This is a genomic window from Klebsiella sp. JN_Kp126 (assembly GCF_033843325.1).
Classification (GTDB): domain Bacteria; phylum Pseudomonadota; class Gammaproteobacteria; order Enterobacterales; family Enterobacteriaceae; genus Klebsiella; species Klebsiella michiganensis.
On the sequence record NZ_JAWXQV010000047.1, the window covers coordinates 93,658 to 117,423 of the forward strand.

General features: G+C 55.0%; 22 protein-coding genes. 15 read left to right on the forward strand and 7 right to left on the reverse strand.

The annotated features are described in order from the left end of the window. The first annotated feature begins 212 nt into the window (after positions 1-212). The 13 genes from gabD to SIK97_RS07050 all read left to right on the forward strand — a co-directional run bounded on the left by gabD (position 213) and on the right by SIK97_RS07050 (position 15,580). Positions 213-1,661 carry an NADP-dependent succinate-semialdehyde dehydrogenase gene (gene gabD, locus SIK97_RS06990; protein WP_014228049.1) on the forward strand — a complete coding sequence of 483 codons (1,449 nt, stop codon included), beginning with the start codon at positions 213-215 and terminating at the stop codon, positions 1,659-1,661. Between the two features lie 341 nt (positions 1,662-2,002). Beyond that, the gene (locus tag SIK97_RS06995; protein WP_025107254.1) at positions 2,003-3,406 is read left to right on the forward strand and encodes an undecaprenyl-phosphate glucose phosphotransferase; all 1,404 of its coding nucleotides are present in this window, start codon (positions 2,003-2,005) and stop codon (positions 3,404-3,406) included. After that, positions 3,396-4,682, forward strand: a complete 1,287-nt coding sequence (locus SIK97_RS07000; RefSeq protein ID WP_057173105.1) for an outer membrane beta-barrel protein — start codon at positions 3,396-3,398, stop codon at positions 4,680-4,682. The genes SIK97_RS06995 and SIK97_RS07000 overlap by 11 nt, the downstream gene beginning before the upstream one ends. Continuing rightward, on the forward strand, positions 4,679-5,233 hold the full coding sequence (locus SIK97_RS07005; protein WP_004847971.1) for a polysaccharide biosynthesis/export family protein: 555 nt from the start codon (positions 4,679-4,681) through the stop codon (positions 5,231-5,233). The genes SIK97_RS07000 and SIK97_RS07005 overlap by 4 nt, the downstream gene beginning before the upstream one ends. A 1-nt stretch (position 5,234) precedes the next feature. Then, positions 5,235-7,322 carry a GumC family protein gene (locus SIK97_RS07010; protein ID WP_057173106.1) on the forward strand — a complete coding sequence of 696 codons (2,088 nt, stop codon included), beginning with the start codon at positions 5,235-5,237 and terminating at the stop codon, positions 7,320-7,322. 5 nt (positions 7,323-7,327) lie between these two features. Next, the gene (locus tag SIK97_RS07015; RefSeq protein WP_014228045.1) at positions 7,328-8,545 is read left to right on the forward strand and encodes a lipopolysaccharide biosynthesis protein; all 1,218 of its coding nucleotides are present in this window, start codon (positions 7,328-7,330) and stop codon (positions 8,543-8,545) included. Continuing rightward, positions 8,536-9,918 carry a hypothetical protein gene (locus SIK97_RS07020; protein ID WP_014837479.1) on the forward strand — a complete coding sequence of 461 codons (1,383 nt, stop codon included), beginning with the start codon at positions 8,536-8,538 and terminating at the stop codon, positions 9,916-9,918. Before SIK97_RS07015 ends, SIK97_RS07020 begins: the two co-directional genes overlap by 10 nt. Then, positions 9,911-10,936 (forward strand): glycosyltransferase, encoded by a 1,026-nt coding sequence (locus SIK97_RS07025; RefSeq protein ID WP_032748085.1) that lies wholly within the window; start codon positions 9,911-9,913, stop codon positions 10,934-10,936. The genes SIK97_RS07020 and SIK97_RS07025 overlap by 8 nt, the downstream gene beginning before the upstream one ends. Beyond that, entirely contained in the window at positions 10,917-12,131 is a 1,215-nt protein-coding gene (locus tag SIK97_RS07030) for a glycosyltransferase family 4 protein (RefSeq protein WP_047724377.1), read from the forward strand. Before SIK97_RS07025 ends, SIK97_RS07030 begins: the two co-directional genes overlap by 20 nt. Further along, the gene (locus SIK97_RS07035) at positions 12,128-13,243 is read left to right on the forward strand and encodes a glycosyltransferase family 4 protein (protein WP_032748084.1); all 1,116 of its coding nucleotides are present in this window, start codon (positions 12,128-12,130) and stop codon (positions 13,241-13,243) included. The genes SIK97_RS07030 and SIK97_RS07035 overlap by 4 nt, the downstream gene beginning before the upstream one ends. Beyond that, positions 13,240-13,650 carry a hypothetical protein gene (locus SIK97_RS07040; RefSeq protein ID WP_014228040.1) on the forward strand — a complete coding sequence of 137 codons (411 nt, stop codon included), beginning with the start codon at positions 13,240-13,242 and terminating at the stop codon, positions 13,648-13,650. The genes SIK97_RS07035 and SIK97_RS07040 overlap by 4 nt, the downstream gene beginning before the upstream one ends. Positions 13,651-13,652: 2 nt before the next feature. Beyond that, positions 13,653-15,071, forward strand: a complete 1,419-nt coding sequence (locus tag SIK97_RS07045) for a DUF4832 domain-containing protein (protein WP_047724378.1) — start codon at positions 13,653-13,655, stop codon at positions 15,069-15,071. Between the two features lie 2 nt (positions 15,072-15,073). Then, entirely contained in the window at positions 15,074-15,580 is a 507-nt protein-coding gene (locus SIK97_RS07050) for a serine acetyltransferase (protein ID WP_025107263.1), read from the forward strand. Between the two features lie 82 nt (positions 15,581-15,662). Here the strand turns inward: SIK97_RS07050 and crl are convergent, their stop codons facing one another. From crl to gpt, 3 genes are all read right to left on the reverse strand, one after another. Next, entirely contained in the window at positions 15,663-16,061 is a 399-nt protein-coding gene (gene crl / locus SIK97_RS07055; RefSeq protein ID WP_004847949.1) for a sigma factor-binding protein Crl, read from the reverse strand. 57 nt (positions 16,062-16,118) lie between these two features. Further along, a complete protein-coding gene (frsA, locus tag SIK97_RS07060; RefSeq protein ID WP_004129202.1) occupies positions 16,119-17,363 on the reverse strand; it encodes an esterase FrsA in 1,245 nt (414 codons plus the stop codon). Between the two features lie 106 nt (positions 17,364-17,469). After that, on the reverse strand, positions 17,470-17,928 hold the full coding sequence (gene gpt / locus SIK97_RS07065) for a xanthine phosphoribosyltransferase (protein WP_004129200.1): 459 nt from the start codon (positions 17,926-17,928) through the stop codon (positions 17,470-17,472). Positions 17,929-18,186: 258 nt separating this feature from the next. Here gpt and pepD point away from each other — a divergent pair, with 258 nt between their 5' ends. Then, positions 18,187-19,644: a cytosol nonspecific dipeptidase gene (gene pepD / locus SIK97_RS07070; protein ID WP_014837473.1), complete on the forward strand. Its 1,458-nt coding sequence runs from the start codon at positions 18,187-18,189 to the stop codon at positions 19,642-19,644. A gap of 102 nt (positions 19,645-19,746) precedes the next feature. Here the strand turns inward: pepD and SIK97_RS07075 are convergent, their stop codons facing one another. Further along, positions 19,747-20,211 carry a GNAT family N-acetyltransferase gene (locus SIK97_RS07075; protein ID WP_025107265.1) on the reverse strand — a complete coding sequence of 155 codons (465 nt, stop codon included), beginning with the start codon at positions 20,209-20,211 and terminating at the stop codon, positions 19,747-19,749. A 2-nt stretch (positions 20,212-20,213) separates the two neighbouring features. Next, the gene (gene dinB / locus SIK97_RS07080; protein WP_025107266.1) at positions 20,214-21,269 is read right to left on the reverse strand and encodes a DNA polymerase IV; all 1,056 of its coding nucleotides are present in this window, start codon (positions 21,267-21,269) and stop codon (positions 20,214-20,216) included. A 159-nt stretch (positions 21,270-21,428) separates the two neighbouring features. Between dinB and SIK97_RS07085 the strand changes: the two genes are divergently transcribed. Further along, the gene (locus SIK97_RS07085; RefSeq protein ID WP_025107267.1) at positions 21,429-22,286 is read left to right on the forward strand and encodes a glycerophosphodiester phosphodiesterase family protein; all 858 of its coding nucleotides are present in this window, start codon (positions 21,429-21,431) and stop codon (positions 22,284-22,286) included. 32 nt (positions 22,287-22,318) lie between these two features. Here SIK97_RS07085 and nqrM read toward each other — a convergent pair whose 3' ends face one another. Further along, positions 22,319-22,534 (reverse strand): (Na+)-NQR maturation NqrM, encoded by a 216-nt coding sequence (gene nqrM, locus SIK97_RS07090; protein WP_004847934.1) that lies wholly within the window; start codon positions 22,532-22,534, stop codon positions 22,319-22,321. Positions 22,535-22,536: 2 nt separating this feature from the next. Continuing rightward, the gene (gene nqrF / locus SIK97_RS07095) at positions 22,537-23,760 is read right to left on the reverse strand and encodes an NADH:ubiquinone reductase (Na(+)-transporting) subunit F (protein ID WP_004847931.1); all 1,224 of its coding nucleotides are present in this window, start codon (positions 23,758-23,760) and stop codon (positions 22,537-22,539) included. Positions 23,761-23,766 lie beyond the last annotated feature (6 nt).

Below are 23,766 nucleotides of genomic sequence, written 5' to 3' on the forward strand. Positions count from 1 at the left end.
CTTGCGGGTTGAGCATAAAAAATACAGCATTGTTTGCACAATAACGTTCTGCCAGTTCAAATATCCGTAAATTATTTGTGGTTATTGTTGTATCACCCAGCATTGCTCCCGGTTCTCTGAACGCGTTCGTCTACACTAAACAGGGACAGGTGTTTGACGCAGCTGATTCAGGCGCATCCACGGTTTAAAACAGATTAAGACAGGACGCAACCATGCAACTTAACGACCCTACCCTTTTTCGCCAGCAGGCGTTGATTAACGGACGCTGGCGCGACGCCAGCAGCAAAGAGACCCTCGCGGTCACGAACCCCGCCAACGGCCAGCAGCTGGGCAGCGTGCCCAAAATGGGCGCCGCAGAAACCCGCGAGGCTATCGATGCCGCCGCCGGCGCGCTGCCCGCATGGCGCGCCCTTACCGCCAAAGAACGCTCCGCTATCCTGCGCCGCTGGTTTGAGCTGATGATGGAGCATCAGGACGATTTGGCGCGCCTGATGACGCTGGAACAGGGTAAACCGCTGGCGGAAGCAAAAGGTGAAATCAGCTACGCCGCCTCCTTTATCGAGTGGTTTGCCGAAGAGGGCAAGCGCATCTACGGCGACACCATTCCCGGCCATCAGGCCGACAAGCGGCTGCTGGTGATTAAGCAGCCGATTGGCGTGACCGCCGCTATCACCCCGTGGAATTTTCCCTCGGCGATGATCACCCGCAAGGCGGGCCCGGCGCTGGCCGCAGGCTGCACGATGGTGCTCAAGCCCGCCAGCCAGACCCCGTTCTCCGCGCTGGCGCTGGCGGAGCTCGCCAACCGCGCCGGGATCCCCGAGGGCGTGTTTAATGTGGTCACCGGTTCGGCCAGCGAAGTCGGCAATGAGCTCACCGGTAACCCGCTGGTGCGCAAACTCTCGTTTACCGGCTCGACAGAAATTGGCCGCCAGCTGATGGAACAGTGCGCGAAAGATATCAAGAAGGTCTCGCTGGAGCTCGGCGGCAACGCGCCGTTTATCGTTTTTGACGACGCCGATCTGGATAAAGCCGTCGAAGGCGCGCTGGCCTCCAAGTTTCGCAACGCCGGGCAGACCTGCGTCTGCGCCAACCGCCTGTACGTCCAGGATGGCGTCTACGATCGTTTCGCCGAAAAGCTTCAGCAGGCGGTGAGTAAGCTGCAAATCGGCGATGGCCTGCAGCCGAACGTCACCATCGGGCCGCTGATTGACGAGAAAGCGATCGCCAAAGTACAGGAGCATATCGCCGATGCGCTGGGCAAAGGCGCGCGGATAGTAACCGGCGGGAAAGTTCATGAGCTCGGCGGAAACTTCTTTCAGCCAACGATTCTGGTGGACGTCCCCGGTGATGCCAAAGTGGCGAAAGAAGAGACCTTTGGCCCCCTCGCCCCGCTATTCCGCTTTAAAGATGAAGCGGATGTTATTGCTCAGGCCAACGACACCGAATTCGGCCTGGCGGCCTATTTCTACGCTCGCGATCTGAGCCGCGTCTTTCGCGTCGGCGAAGCGCTGGAGTACGGCATTATCGGGATTAACACCGGCCTGATCTCCACCGAGGTCGCCCCGTTCGGCGGCGTGAAATCTTCCGGTCTCGGCCGAGAAGGGTCGAAGTATGGCATCGAGGATTACTTAGAAATCAAATACATGTGCATTGGGATTTAACCAATAAACGCGCCAGCCCCAGCTGGCGCGGATTTTTTAACGCTCAAGTGCGGATCGGCCAGGAAATGTAGTCACGACGGCCGTTCGTTTGCCGCCCGGGTCTCTCCGCCCCTATTTAATCGTAACCGCCATTTTTATGCTTCAGGCAATGATAAAAATATTATTGCCCGTCAGGAAAAGTTATCTCCTCTCAGTCCGGGGCAGGTTCGACATAAGATTAATCGTAGGCTACAATAATCAACGCCGAGCTAAAGCTTAATTTTTGAATAGATTCATAGACATAAATTCAGCTTTAAAGAAGGACAGGACATCATTTTATTGACTATAAAACGAGCAAAAAGATGACGGATAGCACCATTAAAATTTACAACGCCCGCTATAGTAAGCTGATGAAGCTACTGGATTTTATTGCCGTCAACTTGTTCATTTTCGCTTATTTAAAATACTTTTTCGTCGAACCCTCAACGGCCTCTCTGTTCCTGGGCATAATATATTCACTGATTTTTATCAGAGCCAATGAACACTTTCAGCTATATTCTGGTCAGTTTAAAGGCCAGTATTTAAAAAAATTAACTAAATTATTTTTCAGCGTCAGTATAAGCGGCTTGTTATCATTTTTATTGTTTGTAAGCGCCGAATTATTACTGAACAATCACGCCAGCACAAACGCGGTGCGATTAGCTGAAATTATTGTGCTGTGCTCGATTGCCATATTTATTAGTATGTTTCTGATTCGCGTTATCTCCAGCCGCTATTTTTTCAAATCCAGACTCAAGGTGGCTATTTTAGGCATAACGCCAGCCGGGCTGGCCATCGAGCAGGCGCTGTTTAAGGAGTATACCCACGACGGGATTGACATCACCTTCTTTGAGGACCGCGCCGTGCAGCGCGACAGTCGCCTGCTCAGCATTGATAAAAAAGGCAACTCACGCGACCTGCTGGCGCTGGCGAAAGCCGGAGAAATCGATGAAGTCTATATTGCCCTGCCGATGGTCGCCCAGCAGCGTATTCGCCAGTTCTTGAATGAATTTTCCGACACCACCGTAGATGTGTTTCTGGTACCGGACCTCTTTTCCTACAGCTCACATATTTCTCAGCTGCGGATGTTTGGCAATATTCAGACGATCAGCATTTTTACCTCGCCGTTTGAAGGCGAAGGCGCGGTACTCAAGCGTATCGAAGATATCGTGCTTGGCGCTTTTTTTACCCTGGTCAGCCTGCCGGTCATGCTGGCGGTGGCGATCGGAATTAAGCTGACTTCGCCGGGCCCGGTGCTGTTTAAACAAAACCGTTACGGCCTGAACGGTAAACAGATCCCCGTCTGGAAGTTCAGAACCATGCGCGTGATGGAAAACAGCGCGGTAGTGACCCAGGCAACGCGTAACGATCCGCGCATTACCCGATTCGGCGCCTTTTTACGTAAAACCTCACTTGATGAACTGCCGCAGTTTTTTAACGTGCTGCAGGGAACCATGTCGATAGTGGGCCCACGCCCTCACGCGGTCGCGCATAATGAGCAGTATCGCGTGCTGGTGGAAAATTACATGATCCGCCATAAAGTGAAGCCCGGCATTACCGGGCTGGCGCAAATACACGGTTTTCGCGGCGAAACCGACACGATTGATAAAATGGAAAAACGCATTCAGTACGATCTGGAATATATTCAGTCGTGGTCGCTGCTGCTGGACATTAAAATTGTGTTTTTAACGTTTTTCCGCGGATTTGTGGGGAAGAATGCGTTCTGAACTCACTTTCCTCGCAGGTTTGCTGGCGATGCCTTACGCATGGGCTGACCTGCAGGCAAAACCACATACCGGTGTGGCTGGCATCGATTTCGAGAGCCAGGTGGGTTATGACGTCGGTTACAATGACAACGTGACCTGGCAACGCTACGGCGAGAATGAAATCGGCTCCGCTTATCAAGGCGTTAAGCCGATTTTCAAAGCCATCGGCGAGCGCTACGAGGACCGCTATTTATTGATGTACTCCGGCGATTACCGCCGCTACGCCAGCGATAGCGCAGATAACCGCGACAACCATTTTTTTATGTTTAACGGCAAGTGGCGCTTCGGCAGCATGCACGGGCTGTCGTTGGATCTCGATGAAACGTTCGGCCATGAAGAGCGCGGCCGCGATACCACCGAGGGGTTTCTCCCCGAGCAGTTTAAAGAGTTTGGCATTAATAAGCCCATCGCCACGCGCTTCTTTAACAGTGAACTGCGCTATAGCTACGGGGCGCCGGAAGGGCGCGGTAAAGCAGAAGTTGCGCTAATGCATAAGCAGCTGCGCTTTCGCAATCTCGACAGCATTGAGGACGCCAGCGCCGACTTTCATTACTACATGCACGATCAGGAGTGGCATGAAAACAGCCTGGTCGCCGAGCTTTTTGATCAAAAAGCCAAAACGCTGCGCTATCGCTACAGTTTTATTACCAACCAGCGTCGCTATGAGCTCAACCCGTTAAAAGACAGTAACGAATATTATCTGCTGGTCGGCATGAAAAATCGTCTTTCCGGCAAGACCGAGATCAACGGCAACGTCGCCTGGCTGTATAAAGATTTTATCCATAATCCCGACTCGCAGGGATTCAACGGCCTGAACTGGGATATTAACGCCGACTGGAAACCGCTTGAACAGATAAAGCTCAACCTACACAGTTCACAACGAATAAAAGATCCCACCGACTCCGGCGGCTATATTCTGGTATCAAATTTCGGTCTGGGCTATGAGCACCACTGGCTGGTCGACAGGTTCTCCACTCTGGTTGATTACTCTTATATTACAGAGGATTACAAACACCAGACCAACGGACGCAAAGATCGATCAAACCTCGTGTCGCTCACCTTCAACTATGACTACCGTCCATCCGTTAATTTTCAGCTGAAGCTGCAATGGAACACGATGCATTCTAATAAAGAAAAAGATGCCTTTTATATTGGCCCGGACTATGACCATGAGGTCGAGCGCACGCTGGGCTACCACGACTCGGCCATTATTTTTATGACGCAGGTACAAATATGATCCTTAGCTATGGAAAACGGGCGGTGATTTCTCTTCTGGCGCTATGGCTGGCGGGCTGTTCGGCGCCGCCGCAGACGATCCGAACGCCGCCGGATGCCGTTTATCATCTGGACCAGGGAGATGAGATCAATATCGCGGTTTCCGGCGAGCAGGATCTCACTATGCGCGTAAAAATCGATAATAGCGGCAGCGTTGATTATCCTTATATAGGCTCCCTGATGCTGAAAGGGAAAACGCCTGAACAGGTCGGCAACGAAATTGCCGATAAGCTGCGCGGTAACTATCTGCAGGCGCCAATGGTGACCGTGAGCATTGCCGAATACCGTAAAATTTATCTGTTAGGCGAAGTCAAAAAACCGGACGGTTACGCCTGGGAACCGGGCTTAACCGCTGAAAAAGCCATTGCGCTGGCCGGCGGGTTTACCGATCGCGCCGATCGCCATGACATCCGCATTCGTCAGTTTCGCAGCGGTAAACTGCTGGAAAACGTCGCCGCCGACTCCGCCGTACAGGCCGGAGATACCATCATCATTGGCATGAGTTTCTTCTGATATGGCTATTTCATTAGTTGAAAATGGAAAGAAGAAAGAAGGCTTTATCGACTTCACGCCTTATTTCAACAAAATTAAGCACAAGCTGATCTGGTGCCTGGTAGTGGTGGTGGTGGCTGCCGCGGCGTCGTGGATCCTGACGCGCTTTATGTCATCCAGCTATACCGCAACCGCGACGGTGCTGTTTAAAGCGCAGTCGCAGGATGTTACCCCCCTGCCGCGGCTGGAAAACTATGATTCCACCCGCAGCGATTACTATGAAACCAAATACGCGCTGATGGGCTCCCGCGTGGTGCTGGAAGCCGCGGTAAAAGCGCTAAAGCTGGATCGGGACCCGGAATTTAACGGCGGGGACAATCTTGATGAGGCCGCGCGGGTCAATAATGCGCTGCGCGCCCTGCAAAAAAACCTGACCATCTCCGGCGTGCGCACCACGCAGCTGGTATCCGTTTCGATGGAGGCGAAATCGCCGCAAAAAGCCGCCGATATCGCCAACGGCGTGGCGCAGGCGTTTATCGATTACAGCCTGGCGCAGAAGCAGAAAATTTTACTTCAGGCCCAGGGCTGGAACGAGAAAATGATGGACGATCTGCGCGATAAGCTCGATCGCCAGAAAGCCGACATCGATGATTTTCTCAAACAAAACGGCCTGCTGACCTTTCGCAGCATGGATGGCTACGAGACCGAGCGCCTGGGGATCGTGATTAACCATCTGGCCGACGCCACCCAGCGCCGTCTGAAAGCGCAAACGGTGTGGGACAAAGTGCGCCGTCAGCAGGGAAAAGCGCCGGAAGCCATCATCTCGCTGCCGGAAATTTCCGGTCATCCGCAGATTCAGGATCTGCGTATCGCGCTGATCCAGACGCGGCGTAACTTATCGGAAGCGGCAAAACACTATGGCCCTAAGCATCCGAAATATCTTCAGGCTCAGGCCCAGCTGCAGGTCGTCAACGGGCAGATAGGCCAGGTGTTGGGGGAACTGCTTAACGGCTTACGCCAGCAGTATCAGATCGCGCTGGACGATGAACAGCACTATCAGCAGATGCTCAACGACCAGAAAGCCGACTTCCAGGCGCTGGGCGCCAGGCGCGACAAATACAACACCATGATGACCGCGCTGAACAAAACCGAAGAGCTGTATAAATCGCTGTATCAGCGGGCGAATGAGCAGAAGCTCTCCGAGAGCTTTTCGGTTCCCGATGAAGTGATCTACGATGCCGCCGTGCCGCCAAATCTTCCCTCTAAACCACAGCGCGGTCTGCTTATCGTGATGGCGACCCTGATGGCGCTGGCGCTGTACATCATGTACCTGATAGTCAGCACCGCGCTCGACAAAACGGTGAACAGCATCAGCGAACTTAAAGCCAAAACGGGCCTTGATGCCAGCGGTGAGTTTCCGCTGTTGCCTCAGGCGAACAGCGCGAAGCTGACGTTCCAGAACCTGCTGTATGCCGATATGCTCCACAGCCTGCGCCTGGCGCTGCTCGGCCAGAATACTCATAGCGGGACGATACTGGTGACCTCGGCGCAGGCAGATGCCGGCAGCAGCCTGATTGCCGAAATGCTGGCGTGGTCCGCCGCTAAGTCAGGCAAAACCTTGCTCATCGATGTAGATTATCTGGCAAGCGCGGGGCTCTCCGCGCGCTATCCTCAGCATAAAACAGGGTTCAGCGAGCGTCTTGATGGCCGCAGCGCCGCGTCCCAGGCGGTGGCCCCCCTTTCCGAGACGCTGGATTTTATGCCGCGAGGCGAACTCAGCGACTCAGCCCTGCTGCTGCTCACTTCTGAACGGCTCCCGGCGCTGCTGACGACGCTGCGGCAGACCTACGATTATCTGATTATTGATGCGCCATCGCTCGGGCTGGCCCAGGACGCCCTGCTGCTGGCGCCGCACGTCGATATCAGCCTGCTGGTGGTCAACGCAGGCGAGCAGGCGTCACGCATCCGCGACGCGCAACATCGTCTGCAAGCCGCCGCGCCAACGCCTGTCGCCACCATGCTTAACCGGGTGCAAGAAGAGGACCTGGAGACGCAGGAGGGCAAACGCCTGCCCGAGCGCGGCATGGGCGAACTGATTTCACCGAAGTAGCGATTATGAACTTAATTAAGAGTATTTCTTCAATCGCCAGCTCCTCGGTCCTCTCGCAGGCGATCGGCGCTTTTTCCGTATGGCTGATTTCCCATCGCTACGGCATGGCGGAAGTCGGGCACTATGCGATGATCTACAGCAACGTGCTGATTGGCGCGCAGGTTTGCACCTTTGCGTCGCAGCTGCTGATCCCGCGCCAGGAAGAGCATGAGCTGGGGCAGAACGTGGTGTTTTGCCTGCTGCAAAGCCTGCTTCTGGCGCTGCCGTGGGCGGTCATCACCGGACTGATATTCCATCTCAATATCGCGTTTCTCTACCTGCTCACCTTCGGCTATGCGCTGGTTTTGATCGCCGAGAACCTCTCGCTGCGCGGCGGTAACTATCAGTTCCTCACCTTCCAGCGTATCGCCGTGTCGCTGGTGGTGGCGATAGCTCTGCTGGCGATGCCGAATACCACGCTGTTCTATATTGCCTGGATGGCGGGCATTTTGCTGCTGCTCGGCCTCTGCCTGCTGCGTTTGTTTCGCTTCAGTACCCTGACGCCGGCGCACTTTTCACCACGGGCGAACGGCCTTTTTGCGCGCCAGCACTGGCAGCACCTCAGCCGCGTCGGCAGCGCGGAAGTGCTGGCGATGGCCAGCAATAACCTGCCGACGATGTTGATAAATATCTGGTTTTCACCGCTGGTCGCGGGCTATTTCTCGGTGGTGAGCCGCTTCTGTTTATCACCGGTGATGATTGTTGGTAACGCGGTGCGCAACTCCATCTTTTCAAAATGGTCGATGGATTTTCGCAACGGCACCTTTAACTATCCGGAGTACAAAAAGATTCGCCTGCTGCTGATGGCCGCGGCGCTGATCTGTATCCTTGGGATCTGGATTTTCTATCCGCTGGTCATGCGCCTGGGCTTCAGTCAGGAGTGGCTCAATTCCATTCCGACCTCACGCTATATGCTGCCCTATCTGTTCGCCGCGCTGGCCGTCAGTCCGCTGACCGTTATTGAGCTTATCTTTGGTTCTAAACGCTATTTTTTACGTATTCAGATCGAGCAGCTGCTGATTATTATCGTCGCTTTTATCGCGCTGCCTGAATTGGGCCAGCGCTATGAGATAGCCCTCCTGACGTTCTCCGTGCTGACCAGCATTCGCTATCTGTTCATCCTGCTGAAAATGAACAAACGGGCGCTACAGCTCTCCCGGCAGGAGCAGAAAATATGCAGCTAAACACTGGTCGCTATCTGGAGGTATTCGCGCTGACGACCATCGTCTTCTGCGGCACGATTCAGTATTTCACCGGCGTGGCAGCCGTGCTGTGGCTCCCCTTTTTCATGGTGCTGGTGATGGTGGTCCTGCTGATGATGCAAAGCCGGCCGCAGCCGCTGGCGCTTAGCGCGCGCGAGAAGGTGGTGCTGGCGCTGTATCTGACGTTTATCATCCTCAGCCTCTGCGCCACGGTTTTACAATCCGGCATCGTTACCGCCATCGTCGGCTTCAAAAATGAACTGGCCCTGTCGCTGGTGATGTTTTGCATGCTGCTCGGCATGTTTCGCGAGTCGCAGCTGCACCGCCTGACCCGGCTATTTTACTGGCTGTTCTACGTCCAGTTCCCGCTGGCTATCTATCAGGTGCTGGTGGTGGTGCCAAAACGCGTGGCTTTGCGCGGCGAGGATGAAAAGTGGGATTCGGTGGTCGGCACGTTTGGCGGCGACCCAATGGGCGGCGGCAATACCGCGGCCATGGGGATGTTCTGCCTGCTGATTATGCTGCTGAAGGTGTCCGAATTTAAGCACGGTATCTGCTCGTTCAAGTCGATGGCGGCGCATATCGTGCTGGCCTTTTTCCTCTGCGTGGTGGGCGAGGTAAAGTTCGTGATTCTGCTGTCGCCTTTCTTACTGGCGCTGCTGTGGATCATGCCCGCTTACGTCAGCGGCATCAGCAAAGTCACCCTGCGCTCGTTGATGATTATCGCCGCCGGAATGGTGGTGCTAATTTTTGCCGCTATCACCATTCTGGCGTCCAATTACTCGTCGGCCTTCGGCGGGGACCCGACCAAAAGCGCGCTCTCGGTATTTATCGATTCCCTCGGCTATATCTTTGATACCAATTACATTATGGAAAGCGGCGAGCTCGGCCGGTTTACCACTATTTTCTTCTGGCTCCAGCATAACGAGCTTTTTGGCCCCGGCGGGATGCTGTTTGGCTACGGTCTGAACGCCACCAACAGCGGCAGTACCGTCTCCCCCGGCTATATTGGCGCCTGGTATCATCTGATACTCGACTCCACCGCGCTGAGCATGATGCTGTGGGAAGTCGGTATTATCGGCGTGATCTTATTTATCGCCATGATTGCCGCTATTCTCATCGGCATGCGGCCCAAAGAGACCTTTTCCCGCTACGATCTCAAACGGGAAGATTTACAGCTGCTCAGCTCCGCGCCTGCGTTTTACGTCTTTGCCATTGGCTGTTTGCTCAGCCTTCCCTACAGCCAGATCCTGATGATCATTCCCATGCTACAGTTTTTATTATGGCTGGCCCTCGGGGCGCTTATTGTCATTCATCGTTCCGTCCGTCTGAACTCCGGTACCCAATATGAATAAAACGCCATCAATTACCGTCAGCATTAAGACCCTCAACGAAGCGCAGGGTATTGAAAAAACGATCGACAGCGTCCGCAAGCAATTGCAGCCTTACCCGCATCAGATTATCGTCGCCGATAGCCTGTCCACCGATAATACCCGCGAGCTGGCCGTCGCCAAAGACGCGATGGTGGTCTGCCTCGATAACGCGAAAGATCGCTGCTGCGGCGTGGGCCACCAGCTGGGCTGGTTATTCAGCGAAGGGGACTATCTGCTGCTGCTGGACGGCGATATGGAGCTGGAGCCGGGTTTTCTCGACACCGCCGTGGCGTTTCTTGAAACGCATCCCGAATATGCGGGCGTGGCGGGCAGCGTCGAGATGGATGACGCCGCTAACTATGAGTTTAAATCACGCAAGCAGCGTCTGCATCTTATCTATCCGCAGGGCGATACCGATCATCTTGGCGGCGGCGGCCTTTACCGCCGTTCGGCAATCGAGAAAATTGGCTATCTGACCAATCTTAACCTTCACGGTTATGAAGAAGCCGAATTGGGGATCCGCTTGCAGGCCGCGGGCTATAAACTCCACCGCCTCGCCGCGCCCTATTTTAGCCATGCGTCCTATACTATGCCGACATTTAAAATGCTGACCTATCGCTGGAAGAACGGTTTTTTATGGGCGCCGGGTGAGCTATTACGCAACTGCTGGGGGAAAAAGCATTTCCCCGCCGCGCTTAAGATTGTTCGCAACGAACTGATATTCACGCTGTATATCCTGGTATTGATTATTTGCCTCCTGTCGTTCAATCCCGGGGTGATTTTTATCGCCCTGCTTCCGCTGCTGGCGTTTATCGCGCTGAAGGCGATTAAAAATAAGTCGCTGCGGGACGGCCTCCAGAGCGTGATCAACTTATCGTTATTTTCCGCAGGTATGGTGCGAGGCCTGCTTAACTCCGTTCGCGATCCGCTGAAACAACCCGCCGTGACCGTCTCCAACCCAAAACATATCCAGACAGAACATGAAAATATTATTCGTTAATAAATTCTTTTTTATTAAGGGCGGAGCGGAAACCGTTTTTTTCCAGGAGCGAGACGCCATGCTGCAAGCGGGCTATCAGGTTGTCGACTTCAGCATGCAGCATGCGGAAAATAAGCCTTCGCCCTGGGAAAGCTTCTTCGTACATAACGTGGATTATCATCAAAGCCACGGGCTGACGGGCAAGCTCAAAGCGGGCATCGACTTTATCTACAACGCTGAGGCCTGCAATAAACTCAACACCCTGCTGCTGGAGCAGCGCCCGGATATTGTGCACTTTCATAATATCTACCACCAGCTGACGCCCGCCTTGATTGGCGTCGCTAAGCGCTTTGGCTGCAAAACCGTACTGACGGCGCACGATTATAAAATCGTCTGCCCATCGTACACCATGCTACGCGATGGCCACGTCTGCGATGACTGTCTTACCGGTTCGGTGAGCAATGCCTTTCGCCATCGTTGCCAGCAGGGCGATACCTTTAAAAGCCTGCTGCTCTCGCTTGAGGCCTACTGGCAAAAGTTCGCGCAAAATTACGCCATGCTCGATTGCATTATCGCTCCCAGCGAATTTATGCGTCAGACGCTGCGGCGTAAATTACCCAGATCGCGGATCGATGTGATCGTCAACGGTATTGATGCCAGCACCACGATCCCGGGCGATACGGCGGGGGATTATTTCCTCTATATTGGCCGCTTGAGCCGTGAGAAAGGCGTGGCCACCCTGGCGCTGGCGCAGCAAAAAATGCAGCAGTCCATGCCGCTGAAAATCGTCGGCGATGGCCCTCTCGGCAGCGACCTGCGCGCCCGCTTTAGCGGTCCGGAATTTCTCGGCTATATGCGCCACGGAGACGCGCTCAACGCGTTGATTCGCGGCGCGCGGGCGGTGATCGTCCCTTCCGAATATTATGAAAACTGCTCGATGTCGGTGCTGGAGGCCATGGCGTTCGGTCGCCCCGTCGTCGGCGGCAATATCGGCGGCATTCCGGAGCAAATTCGCGATGGCATTGATGGCTATCTGGTGGAACCCGGGGATGCCGACGCGCTGGCGCGCATCATGGATAGCCTGGCCGCCAATCCGCAGCAGGCGCGTGAAATGGGCATCAACGCACGCCAGCGTTTAGAGGAGAAATACGATCTCGCCCGGCATATGCAGGTTCTGCAGGAACTCTATCAGCAGCTCGTGGGGGAAGCGAAATGAAGCTCAAAGTGACGGTGCTTGGCACCCGCGGTATTCCGAACGTCCAGGGCGGCGTTGAGACCCATTGCCAGAATCTTTATCCAGAAATCTATCACCAGAATCACGCCGATATCTGCGTCATTGCCCGCTCACCGTACGTGGACTATCGCCGTAGCGAATATAAAGGCGTGCGGTTGAAAAGCCTGTGGGCGCCCAAAAGCCGTAAATTCGAAGCCATTATTCACTCTACGCTGGCCGCCTTCACTACCCTCTTTGACGGCTCAAATGTGGTTCACGTTCACGCGGTCGGCCCAGGCCTGGTGGTCCCGCTGCTGCGCCTGCTCGGCAAGCGCGTCGTTTTTACCCACCACGGCCCGGACTACGATCGCCAGAAGTGGGGCAAAATGGCGAAAGAGATGCTGCGCCTCGGTGAGAAATGGGCGGTGAAATATGCCAACGAGGTTATTGTTATCTCGGAAGTGATTAATACGCTCATTAAGACCAAACACGGCCGTACCAACGCTAACGTGATCTATAACGGCGTGCGCCAACCGCAGCTTCCCGCCGAAGAGACGCGACGGGCCACGCTGAATCAGTATTCGCTGGAAGCCGGACAATACGTTGTCGCCGTCGCCCGTTTTGTGGAAGAAAAAGGGCTGCACGATCTGCTTGCCGCCTACAAAGCCTCGAACTGTTCGCTGCCGCTGGTGCTTATTGGCGATGCCGACCATCCCGATGAGTACAGCGAGCGGCTGAAGAAGCAGGCGGCCGAAACCCCGGGAGCGATCATGACCGGTTTTATTAGCGGCGATCCGCTGCACACTTTGTTCTCACAGGCCGGGCTTTTTGTTCTACCGTCTTATCACGAAGGGCTGCCCATTGCCCTGCTGGAGGCCATGTCCTGGTCACTGCCGGTTATCGTCAGCGATATCCCGGCCAACCTCGAGATTGGCCTGCCTGCCGAGGTCTATTTTCCGACGGGCAATGTCGCCGCGCTGGCGCAAAAGCTCCAGTCCTGGCGCGGCGAGGAGACCGCGGATTACAGCCAACTGATGCCCAAATACCGCTGGCCGGACATTGCGGCAAAAACCGCTCAGGTCTATCAGCGTTTAACGAATAAGAGTCAACCGTGACTAAATCAACATCCGACCTGGTCGTCGAGCGCTTTTATTCCGCGCTTGACCCGGAAACAGAAACCTCACTCACGCCGGAGCAAAAGCGCGGTATTGAACAGGCGCTGGTGAGATCGAGCCTGGCCTCGCGCCATCGCATTGATTTTCGCCATAGTTTTCCTTTTCTGCATCGCCGCTATTTCGTGGTCTTTTTATGCGGCCGCGATCTGCGCAAAATTCCGCGAGAGAGTACGCTGCTCGGGCGTATATTCTCCACCCTGGCGATTACCATCGCCGTGCTGTTCGCCATTCTTGCGGTGCTGCTGGCGCTCTATATGCTGAAATCCGCGCTGGGTATCGATGTGTTTAAAAACTTCCACGTCGGTATCTGGACGTGGTTTGTGAACCTCCACGATAAAGTGAATTAACGATGAGCTCTTTTTCGCTGCGCCGCGCCGCGCTGCTTGTGGCGCTACTGCTGGCCGGAGTCATACCCTCAGCGGCAGTGCTGGCTGAACGCACGGTTATCACCCCGCCGGCCTTTACCGGTCTGTTGACGAACCCAGGGATCGGCGTGGCCAGTTTCCACGATGGTTATGGCCAGAAGCCTTCTCTGAAAGAGTATCCGGACACCGGGTTTGAATACGATCGCTTTTACTGGAGCGATCTGGAGCCTGAAGAAGGCGTCTATGATTTTGCGCCGATCGATCGTGCTTTCAGCGTCGCCGCCCGGCATCAGCCGGCGATGAACGTCGGATTGCGTTTCATGGCGCTCGATGAACCGCAATCGGGCTCGAAAATCCCCGCCTGGCTTATCAAAAAAGGCATTCAGGGACAATGGGTCGAAAATGGCAAAACCTTTGTACCGGACCTCAGCGATCCGACCTTTATCGCCTATGCGCAAAAGCTGCTTAACGCCCTCGGCGCGCGTTATGACGGCAATCCGAACCTCGGGTTTGTCGATATCGGCATGGTGGGTTCGTGGGGGGAATGGCACAACTCCAATTTCCCTGACGTTGCGCCGTTGCTGGAAAAGTACGCTCCGGAGCAGCTCAATCGCTACGTTGATATGCACTTCAGCAGTTTCCCGAAAACGCCCAAAATCATGTTAATCAGCGGCGGTAATTCGCTGGCCTGGGCCAGCCAAAAAGGCGCGGGGTGGCGCGCGGATTGCTGGGGAGACTGGCATAACTTTTCCGCAGAGTGGAGCCACATGCGCGATGACTATCCTCAACGCCTGGCCGCGGCGCAGACGGCGTGGTCCGGATTTAATGATAGCTGGCAGCACGCCCCCGTTAGCCTGGAAATTTGCGGTTATATGGCGGAGTGGGAAAGCGTGCGGCACTATACCCGCGAAGAGGTCCAGGCAAGCTTCGACTGGGCATTAGCGCAGCACGCCAGTACCCTGAATCTGAAATCGCGTCCGGTGCCGGCAGCGTATCGCGATATCGTTGATAGCGCGTTATTGCGAATCGGCTACCGCTACCGGGTGGGTCAGCTGGAATGGGATACGCCCGTACGCAGCGGCATGCCGCTTACGCTAAACGTCACCTGGCGTAACGACGGCGTCGCGCCAGCCTATCTCCCGTACCTTGTGCAATGGCGGATAGTCAATGACGCCGGAACTACCGTTACGCAAATCAAAACGGCGGATGACGTTCGCCAGTGGCTGCCCGGCGAACATCACAGCAGCGCTACGCTGCCGCTGCCTGCCGGACTCCCGGGCGGCCAATATCGTCTGGAAGCGGCTCTGACCAATTATCAGGGCCAGCCGCGTATTCAACTCGCTAACGAAGGTAAAACCGGTGATGGATGGTATTCACTGGCTTCGTTTAACCTTAAGGAATAACCATGTTTGAGGCTATCAGGCTGGTCGCCCGGGAAATCAAATCCTGCGGCGGCATAAAAGCGAAAATCGCGGTTCTGCTTTATCGTCTGGCGACGCTCTATCGCAGCCGTAATCCTCTGTGGAAGATCTGCGGGATCCCCTTCGTTATTCTCAATATCGTGATTAACGAGTGTTTATTTTGCATTGAGCTGCCGTGGCGAGCGCGCATTGGCTATGGGCTGAAGCTGTATCATCCGCACTGCATCGTGATTAATCGGGGAACGGTCATCGGCCAGAACTGCACCCTGCGCCAGGGCGTCACGATTGGCAGCGTGACCGATAGTCAGGGCCGTGAGGGCGATAGCCCGCGCATCGGCGATAACGTCGAATTTGGCGCCCACGCCGTGGTGATTGGCGCGGTCACGCTGGGCGACAACGTCAAGGTTGGGGCAGGCACGGTGGTGACCAAAGATCTGGCCGCAGGAATGATTGCCGTCGGTCAACCCTGTCGGATATTAAACGGTATTTAGCGCGGGTTTGCCAGGGAAGGAAACCCGCGCTGGTCGAAACGCGGGTTTTATTGCGAGCAGGATGACAGCCGCTGACCGGAACTCAGGCTCTCAGCTTAACCGGTTCGCTAAAATCATCGGCGGGCTCCAGCTTAAGACTGAACGTCGCCAGTAACGCTTCGGCTCGTTCGTGAAAACCACGTAGCGTCTTTTCAAGCTTTTCAGTGACTTCAGGATCGTCAATCGCGACCGGACGCCAGACGCCCTCTTTGTCGAACAATCCAAACTGATAGCTATAGGTGAAGCGCGATTCCTGCGCTTCCATCTCCATCCACCATCCCCAGAACTCGCGTTTTTCAGGCGCTGGTTTTACGTTGACGCAAACAGCCAGGCAATCGAAAAAGAAGCGGTTGTCTTCACATTGCTCCTCACGGATGTAAGGGCCAAGCGCCGTGAATTTCTTAATCAGCTTACTCTTCAGGTGTCCACTCGGTAACGTCATTGCGATCTCCTTTAGTGATGCCATGACGTTACCAAATCGATAGAATTTAGCAATATATTAACTAAATCTATGGCTAATCCAGCGGGCGATCTGCCGCAGCGCGTGATCGAAATTGCGATAGACCGGATTGAACGGGATCTCCAGCAGCTTGCCGTCGGATGATGATGAAGTAATCAGCCGCGACTCCTCCTCCGGGCTGAACGGATCGTCTTTCCAGAAGCCTGAGAGCATCGGCGTGGGGCAGCGGCGCCCCAGCAGCCCCTGAACCTTCAGGGAATAGCGGTTAAGCTCAACGCGCAGCGCGTCGTCGGAAGCGTCATGCATCCCCAGCCGCGAAGCCAGAACGTCAAGATACATCTCCGGCACCCGCCCCTGATGCAGCGGGTCCACCAGCAGGCCGTGTACCACCGGCCCCAGGCAGGCCACCGCCTTCAGGCGCTGGGACTCAAGATAGCCCAGCCGCACGGCGATATTCGCGCCGAAACGGAAACCAAAGGCGGCCACGCGGGTATGATCGACCCAGGGCACATTAGCCAGATGCTGCAGCACATACTGGTGCAGCAGACTGGTATCCTGGGTCAGCTTGCATTTTGAGGAGAAACCGATGGAAGGCATATCCACGGTCAGCATAGCGATACCCAACGGCGCAAAATAGTTTTCATACAGGTTGTAATAGTCGGTCTGTAGCGCGTCAAGCCCGCCGCACATCAGTACCGTCGGGAACGGCCCATCGCCTGGCGGCATATGCAGGAAACCGGTGATCGGCGCGGCGCCGGGGATAGAGAACTCCAGCTCTCGCAGCTTGCCGGGCAAGCGCTGAGCGGCTTCTTCATAAGCCCGGTATGCCAGCACCTGCGCCTGTTCCGCCAGCTCATCGCCCTTGATGTGCGGATAGGCGGCAATGCTGTAAAGGTTTGCCGCATGGAGCCAGTGACGACCGCTCACGAGCAGATTCTCTTCCTGACCGGCCTTCTGCTGCCAGTCCATCGCCTGTTTGGCCCATTCAAAGATCCAGTTGCCGCCGCGATAGCCAACGACCGTATCGTAAAGCTCCGGGTCGGTTCGCTCGGCATCGCTCATGACGATGCGCGCCTGCACGTCGAGGATTTCCTGCGGCGTCACGCCACGCCAGATCCACATCAGGCGGTTAATCAATCGATACCAGTGATCAACGTGATTACCGCTGAGCGCAGACTGGATCGGTTGCTGCGCTCCGGTATTAAACCGACGCACCAGCGTGGAGGTTTCCGGATGTTTGAATCGGGGTTTAAACAGCGTTTCGCTAAGGTTAGCCTGGGACATGTGCAGCCTCCATCATGTTGCCACTGAAGCTATTGTAACCTGCGCAAGGGTAAAAAAAACCACGCCCGGCAAAACCGGGCGTGGTAATTAGCATTTATGCTGGAAATTAACGACCTGCGATAGGCGGTACGAACACCACGCCCATATCCCACGGCTGTTCAATCCAGGTATCCTGAGGAATATCAACAACATAATCATCAACCAGCGGGCGACCGGCCGGTTTTGCGAAGATAGTGACAAAATGTGCTTTCGGATACATTTCGCGGATGGCTACGGCGGTACCGCCGGTGTCGACGAGGTCATCGATCACGATAAAGCCTTCGCCATCGCCTTCCGCACGTTTCAGCACGGTCAGTTCACGCTGATTATCGTGGTCATAGCTTGAGATGCAAACGGTATCAACATGACGAATACCCAGTTCACGCGCCAGTAGTGCTCCCGGTACCAGACCGCCGCGGCTAACGGCAATAATGCCTTTCCACTGTTCAACCGGCAGCAGGCGAGTTGCCAGCTTGCGGGCGTGAATCTGCAACATGTCCCAGGTGACGACGTATTTTTCGCTCATGTGAAGTGTCCCAGCCTGTGTAATACGGCTTAAATAATGTTCGAGGGGGAAAATGGTTGCGCGAGATTATAGAGATCTGACGCGCTAAAAACCAGCGTTAAGCGGCCACGACGACTCTTTTTACGTGGTTTACACTACCAGAGTACACGGAAAGTGGTATTCTCAACCCCATCGCGCAAGCCCGGGCTTGTAGTGTATTTGATTGCTAACCCCTCGATCTGCAAACGACTTTTGCAGGTGATTGTAAGGAGACTTATCGTGTCTGAACTGTCTCAATTATCCCCGCAGCCGCTGTGGGATATTTTTGCCAAAATCTGCTCTATTCCTCACCCCTCCTATCACGAAGAACAGCTCGCTGAGCACATCATGGGCTGGGCAAAAGAAAAAGGCTTACACGCGGAACGCGACCAGGTTGGCAACATTCTGATTCGTAAAGGCGCGACTGCCGGTATGGAAAACCGCAAACCGGTTGTGCTGCAGGCGCACCTCGATATGGTGCCGCAGAAAAACAACGATACCGTTCATGACTTCGCTAAGGACCCGATTCAGCCGTACATCGACGGCGAGTGGGTCAAAGCGCGCGGCACCACCCTGGGCGCCGACAACGGTATCGGCATGGCTTCCGCGCTGGCGGTACTGGCTGACGACAACGTGGTTCACGGCCCGCTGGAAGTGCTGCTGACCATGACGGAAGAAGCCGGTATGGACGGCGCGTTTGGCCTGCAGGCCAACTGGCTGCAGGCGGATATCCTGATCAACACCGACTCCGAAGAAGAAGGTGAGATTTACATGGGCTGCGCGGGGGGTATCGACTTCACCTCTGACCTGGCGCTGACCCGTGAAGCCGTTCCGGCCGGTTTCCAGAGCTTTAAGCTGACCCTTAAAGGACTCAAAGGCGGCCACTCCGGCGGCGAGATCCACGTTGGTTTAGGTAATGCCAACAAGCTGCTGGCACGCTTCCTCGCAGGCCATGCTGAAGAGCTGGATCTGCGCCTGGTCGATTTCAACGGCGGCACCCTGCGCAACGCGATCCCGCGTGAAGCGTTCGCGACAGTCGCCGTGGCCGCGGATAAAGCGGACGCGCTGAAAGCGCTGGCTAATGAGTACCAGGCGATCCTGAAAAACGAGCTGGCGGCCAAAGAGAAAAACCTGACTGTGCTGCTGGAGTCGGTTGCTAACGAGCAGCCTGCGCTGACGGCCCAATCTCGTGATACCTTTGTGCGTCTGCTGAACGCCACGCCAAACGGCGTCATCCGCAACTCTGATGTGGCAAAAGGCGTGGTGGAAACCTCGCTGAACGTCGGCGTGGTGACCATGACCAGCGACAACGTGCAGATTCACTGCCTGATTCGCTCGCTGATCGACAGCGGCAAAGATTATGTCGTGAGCATGCTGGATTCGCTGGGCAAGCTGGCCGGTGCGAAAACCGAAGCGAAAGGCGCCTACCCGGGCTGGCAGCCGGACGCCAACTCGCCGGTGATGCATCTGGTGCGTGAAACCTATCAGCGTCTGTTCAACAAGACGCCGAACATCCAGATTATCCACGCGGGCCTGGAGTGCGGTCTGTTCAAAAAACCGTATCCGGATATGGACATGGTTTCTATCGGGCCAACCATCACCGGTCCTCACTCCCCGGATGAGCAGGTTCATATCGAAAGCGTGGGCCAGTACTGGACGCTGTTGACTGAACTGCTGAAATCCATTCCGGCGAAGTAAGACAACACAGGCCCACTCCGCAGAGAGTGGGCCTTTTCTTTATAAAATGACCGAGCGAAAGCACGCCGTGCCGATTGTGGTAACCGCATCCGGGCATACCTGTCACGCGCTGTATGTGGGGTCGATTTGCCGCCGCATCAAATAATTAAGAAATTGTTCACCCCGCGCCGTCACTTCCTGTGGCTGCATAACGGTGAAGCCGTGACGCGCAAAAAAGGGCTTTGCCGTAATACTGGCCTCTACCGTATAAACGCGCTCAGGAAGCTGCCTCAATAGCGTATTGAGCAGCGCGCTGGCGACGCCCTGGCGGCTATAGTCGGGAGAGACAAATAGTAAATCGATATAGTCATCCACGGCGGTAATAAACCCGACCGGCGAGGCATCATTTATTGCCACCAGTACGCGTGACGCCGCGAGTTTTTGCCGCCAGCGGGCTTCATCAACCTGCGCCCAAGCGGCAATTTGCCGGGGGGAATAGTCGGCGCTGGCGGTCTCTTTAACGGCGCGTAAAAATAGTGCGCATAGCGCCGGAAAATCCCGCTCTTCGTACATTCTTATCGTTAACATCGTTACAATCCCAAAACGAGTTGCCGCTCCAGCTGCGGATCAAGCAGCGTCACGTGCAGCCCCACCAGCCTTACTCCCCGACCTCCGCGCCGCTCGTGCCAGGCTTTATGCGCGGTAGAAATCAAATCATCTTTATTCAGCCGGGGCCAGACATGTTCCTGGGTGGTGAGCTGAAAATCATTAAACTTCAGCTTGACCCCCTGACGGGCAATCAGCAAATCCGGTTTAACCTTCGCCAGTCGCCGTTCCAGCTCCGGGTAGAGGTTCTCAATAATCGATTCACACTCCGCCCATTCGTGGATATCTTCTATCAGGGTTCGTTCAACGCCCACCGATTTGCGCTGGCGCTCGCTGCTGATTTCTCGTTCATCAATCCCCTGGCTGCGTTCCCACAGTATCCGCCCAAATTTACCAAAGCGCTTGAGCAGCATCGCCAGATCGCTGTTCTGCACATCTTCACAGGTCCTCAGCCCCATGCTCTCGAGCTTCGCGGCGGAAACCTTGCCGACGCCAGGGATCTTCGATAGCGGCAACGTTTTGACAAACTCCGCGACCTGATGCGGCGCAATAACAAACTGACCGTTGGGTTTATTCAGATCCGAGGCGATTTTTGCGAGAAATTTTACCGGCGCAATTCCTGCGGAGGCGGTCAAATTTAGCTCACGATGGATGGTCTCGCGGATCTCCTGCGCCATCAGCGTCGCCGACCCCTGACAATGAACGCTGTCGCTAACGTCGAGATAGGCTTCGTCCAGCGATAATGGTTCGATTAACGAGGTATAGCGGGAAAAAATCTCCCGGATATGGTTCGACGCCTCTTTATAGGCGTCAAAGCGGCCGGGAAGCAGCGTCAGGTGGGGGCAAAGTTTGAGCGCGGTGGCGGTTGGCATGGCGCTGCGCACGCCGAATTTACGCGCCGGATAGTTAGCCGTACTGATAACACCGCGCTGCACCCGACTGCCGCCAATGGCAATAGGGATGTCGCGCAGTGCCGGGTTGTCACGCATTTCCACCGCCGCGAAGAAGCAGTCCATATCAACGTGGATGATTTTACGCATAGCCAAACCTTAGACTGTACATGCATACAGTATAGCAAAATACGGCGAAATTTAATCTTTTTAAATCCACTATCCTGAAAAACGTGCTACAACATAAAAATGCAATAAATATAAGTTACTTTTCATATAGTTATATGAGCATATAAGGTGAATGCAATCATGAAATCAATACTTACTGCGCTTGGTTTGCTTATTGCCAGCAGCGCCTGCGCCGCGCCGCAGCTCATTGCGCATCGGGGAGGCACCGGCGATGCGCCGGAAAATACTCTTCCGGCGATAAAACTTGCGCTGGAGAATAAGGCCGAGGCGATTTGGATAACGGTACAATTAAGCCAGGATGGCGTTCCGGTCTTATATCGCCCGAGCGATCTGTCCGCGCTGACTGACCATACGGGGAAAATCTCAAGCTTCAGCGCAGCCGAGCTGACCCGTATGGACGCGGGATGGACATGGGGCGGTGAAACTCACCCCTGGCGCGGTAAAAACGCAACCATTCCAACGCTGCAATCGGTACTGGAACAGTGGCCGCAGACCTTCTTTTACATCGATATCAAATCACCTGATGCAGATCCGGCCATCATGGCGGCGCGTCTTAGCGAAGTACTGCAAAAGACCAATAGCCTCTCGCGCGTACGGGTGTATTCAACGGAAGACCGCTATATCGCGGCGCTGCCAGCATCTATCCCCCATTTCGTCAGCCGGGGCGAAACGCGAACGAAGCTGGCTAATATTTCGCTTAGCCACCAGTGCCAGCCAACTGCGGCGTCGGGCAATGAATACTGGTACGGTCTGGAGCTGAAACGCAAGGTAGAAATAGTGGAGAAGTTCACGCTGGGCGAAGGCGTATCGCCAGCCACGCTCACCTGGGATAAAGAAGCTATGGACTGTTTCCGCTCACAGGGCAAAGCCCATATTGTCTTCTTCGGCATTAATAGTGCCGATGATTTTCGTACCGCAAGCGAACTTGGCGCCGACGGCGTGATGGTAGACTCGCCGGCGAAAGCGAAAACCTGGTAAATCAAAAAAGGCCGCACGGTGCGGCCTGCTGATTATAGGATGCGATCCTGCTTGCGCTGCGCTTCGCGAGCCAGGCGTTTTTTGCGCGCATCGCAGGGCTCAGGACAGTCGCAGACCTTTTCCATACCCAGCGATGAGATCCCGCCGCAGCTGCCCTGAATACTTTTGCGCTTGATCAGATAACCAAGCGACATTCCCAGGATAACCAGCGCGAAAATCACGAAGGTCGCGACAAATACCGTCAGCATCATCAGCCTCCAAAATCGTCCAGCATGATGTTTTCATCCTCAACGCCGAGATCTTTAAGCATTTTAATGACCGCGGCGTTCATCACCGGCGGCCCGCACATGTAGAATTCACAATCTTCCGGCGCCGGGTGATCGCGCAGATAGTTTTCATACAGAACGTTATGAATAAAGCCGGTATGGCCGGTCCAGTTATCTTCCGGCTGCGGATCGGAGAGCGCCACGTGGAAGGTAAAATTCGGGTTTTCCCGCGCCAGCTGCTCGAATTCGTCATCATAGAACATTTCTCGCAGAGAGCGCGCACCGTACCAGAAGCTGATTTTACGTTTGCTGTGCAGTCGCTTAAGCTGGTCGAAAATATGCGAGCGCATCGGCGCCATCCCCGCTCCGCCGCCGATAAAGACCATCTCAGCATCCGTTTCTTTGGCAAAAAACTCCCCAAACGGCCCGGAAATCGTCACTTTATCGCCCGGCTTCAGCGACCAGATATAGGAGGACATGATCCCCGGAGGCGCATCAGGTACCTGCGGCGGCGGCGTTGCGATACGCACGTTGAGCATGATGATACCCTTCTCTTCCGGATAGTTAGCCATGGAGTAGGCGCGTAGCGTTGGCTCTTTCACGTCAGAGACGTAGCGGAAAAGGTTAAATTTATCCCAGTCGCCGCGATACTCGTCCGGAACGTCAAAATCGGCATAGGCAACCTTGTGCGAGGGGCATTCGATCTGAATATACCCGCCGGCCCGGAACGGAACCGCGTCACCGTCCGGCACGCGCAGCTTCAGCTCCTTGATAAAAGTGGCTTTGTTATCGTTCGAGATAACTTCACACTCCCACTTCTTAACGCCAAAAATCTCCTCCGGCAGCTCAATTTTCATGTTCTGCTTCACCGCGACCTGGCAGGCCAGACGGCAGCCCTCTCTCGCCTCACGCTTGGTGATATGAGACAGTTCGGTAGGCAGAATATCACCGCCGCCCTCTTTCACCGTCACCCGGCACTGGCCGCAGGAGCCGCCGCCGCCGCAGGCGGATGAAACAAAGATACCGTTGCTGGAGAGCGTATTCAGCAGCTTGTCGCCGGCCGGAGTACGAATTTGTTTATCCGCTTCGTTATTGATTTCAATGACCACGTCGCCCGCATTCACTAATTTCGAACGCGCGGCCAGTATCAGCCCCGATAGTACCAGGACGATCAGCGTGAACATCACTACGCCAAGAATTATTTCCATACTTTC

What these genes read in the sequence shown, in the direction of transcription:
- SIK97_RS07010 (WP_057173106.1), top strand. Translation starts at nt 5,235, where the DNA reads ATGGCTATTTCATTAGTTGAAAATGGAAAGAAGAAAGAAGGCTTTATC.
- dinB (WP_025107266.1), bottom strand. Translation starts at nt 21,269, where the DNA reads ATGCGTAAAATCATCCACGTTGATATGGACTGCTTCTTCGCGGCGGTG.
- SIK97_RS07025 (WP_032748085.1), top strand. Translation starts at nt 9,911, where the DNA reads ATGAATAAAACGCCATCAATTACCGTCAGCATTAAGACCCTCAACGAA.
- nqrM (WP_004847934.1), bottom strand. Translation starts at nt 22,534, where the DNA reads ATGCTGACGGTATTTGTCGCGACCTTCGTGATTTTCGCGCTGGTTATC.
- SIK97_RS07005 (WP_004847971.1), top strand. Translation starts at nt 4,679, where the DNA reads ATGATCCTTAGCTATGGAAAACGGGCGGTGATTTCTCTTCTGGCGCTA.
- SIK97_RS06995 (WP_025107254.1), top strand. Translation starts at nt 2,003, where the DNA reads ATGACGGATAGCACCATTAAAATTTACAACGCCCGCTATAGTAAGCTG.
- SIK97_RS07075 (WP_025107265.1), bottom strand. Translation starts at nt 20,211, where the DNA reads ATGTTAACGATAAGAATGTACGAAGAGCGGGATTTTCCGGCGCTATGC.
- frsA (WP_004129202.1), bottom strand. Translation starts at nt 17,363, where the DNA reads ATGTCCCAGGCTAACCTTAGCGAAACGCTGTTTAAACCCCGATTCAAA.
- SIK97_RS07030 (WP_047724377.1), top strand. Translation starts at nt 10,917, where the DNA reads ATGAAAATATTATTCGTTAATAAATTCTTTTTTATTAAGGGCGGAGCG.
- gabD (WP_014228049.1), top strand. Translation starts at nt 213, where the DNA reads ATGCAACTTAACGACCCTACCCTTTTTCGCCAGCAGGCGTTGATTAAC.
- SIK97_RS07085 (WP_025107267.1), top strand. Translation starts at nt 21,429, where the DNA reads ATGAAATCAATACTTACTGCGCTTGGTTTGCTTATTGCCAGCAGCGCC.
- SIK97_RS07050 (WP_025107263.1), top strand. Translation starts at nt 15,074, where the DNA reads ATGTTTGAGGCTATCAGGCTGGTCGCCCGGGAAATCAAATCCTGCGGC.
- SIK97_RS07045 (WP_047724378.1), top strand. Translation starts at nt 13,653, where the DNA reads ATGAGCTCTTTTTCGCTGCGCCGCGCCGCGCTGCTTGTGGCGCTACTG.
- crl (WP_004847949.1), bottom strand. Translation starts at nt 16,061, where the DNA reads ATGACGTTACCGAGTGGACACCTGAAGAGTAAGCTGATTAAGAAATTC.
- SIK97_RS07020 (WP_014837479.1), top strand. Translation starts at nt 8,536, where the DNA reads ATGCAGCTAAACACTGGTCGCTATCTGGAGGTATTCGCGCTGACGACC.
- SIK97_RS07000 (WP_057173105.1), top strand. Translation starts at nt 3,396, where the DNA reads ATGCGTTCTGAACTCACTTTCCTCGCAGGTTTGCTGGCGATGCCTTAC.
- gpt (WP_004129200.1), bottom strand. Translation starts at nt 17,928, where the DNA reads ATGAGCGAAAAATACGTCGTCACCTGGGACATGTTGCAGATTCACGCC.
- nqrF (WP_004847931.1), bottom strand. Translation starts at nt 23,760, where the DNA reads ATGGAAATAATTCTTGGCGTAGTGATGTTCACGCTGATCGTCCTGGTA.
- SIK97_RS07015 (WP_014228045.1), top strand. Translation starts at nt 7,328, where the DNA reads ATGAACTTAATTAAGAGTATTTCTTCAATCGCCAGCTCCTCGGTCCTC.
- SIK97_RS07035 (WP_032748084.1), top strand. Translation starts at nt 12,128, where the DNA reads ATGAAGCTCAAAGTGACGGTGCTTGGCACCCGCGGTATTCCGAACGTC.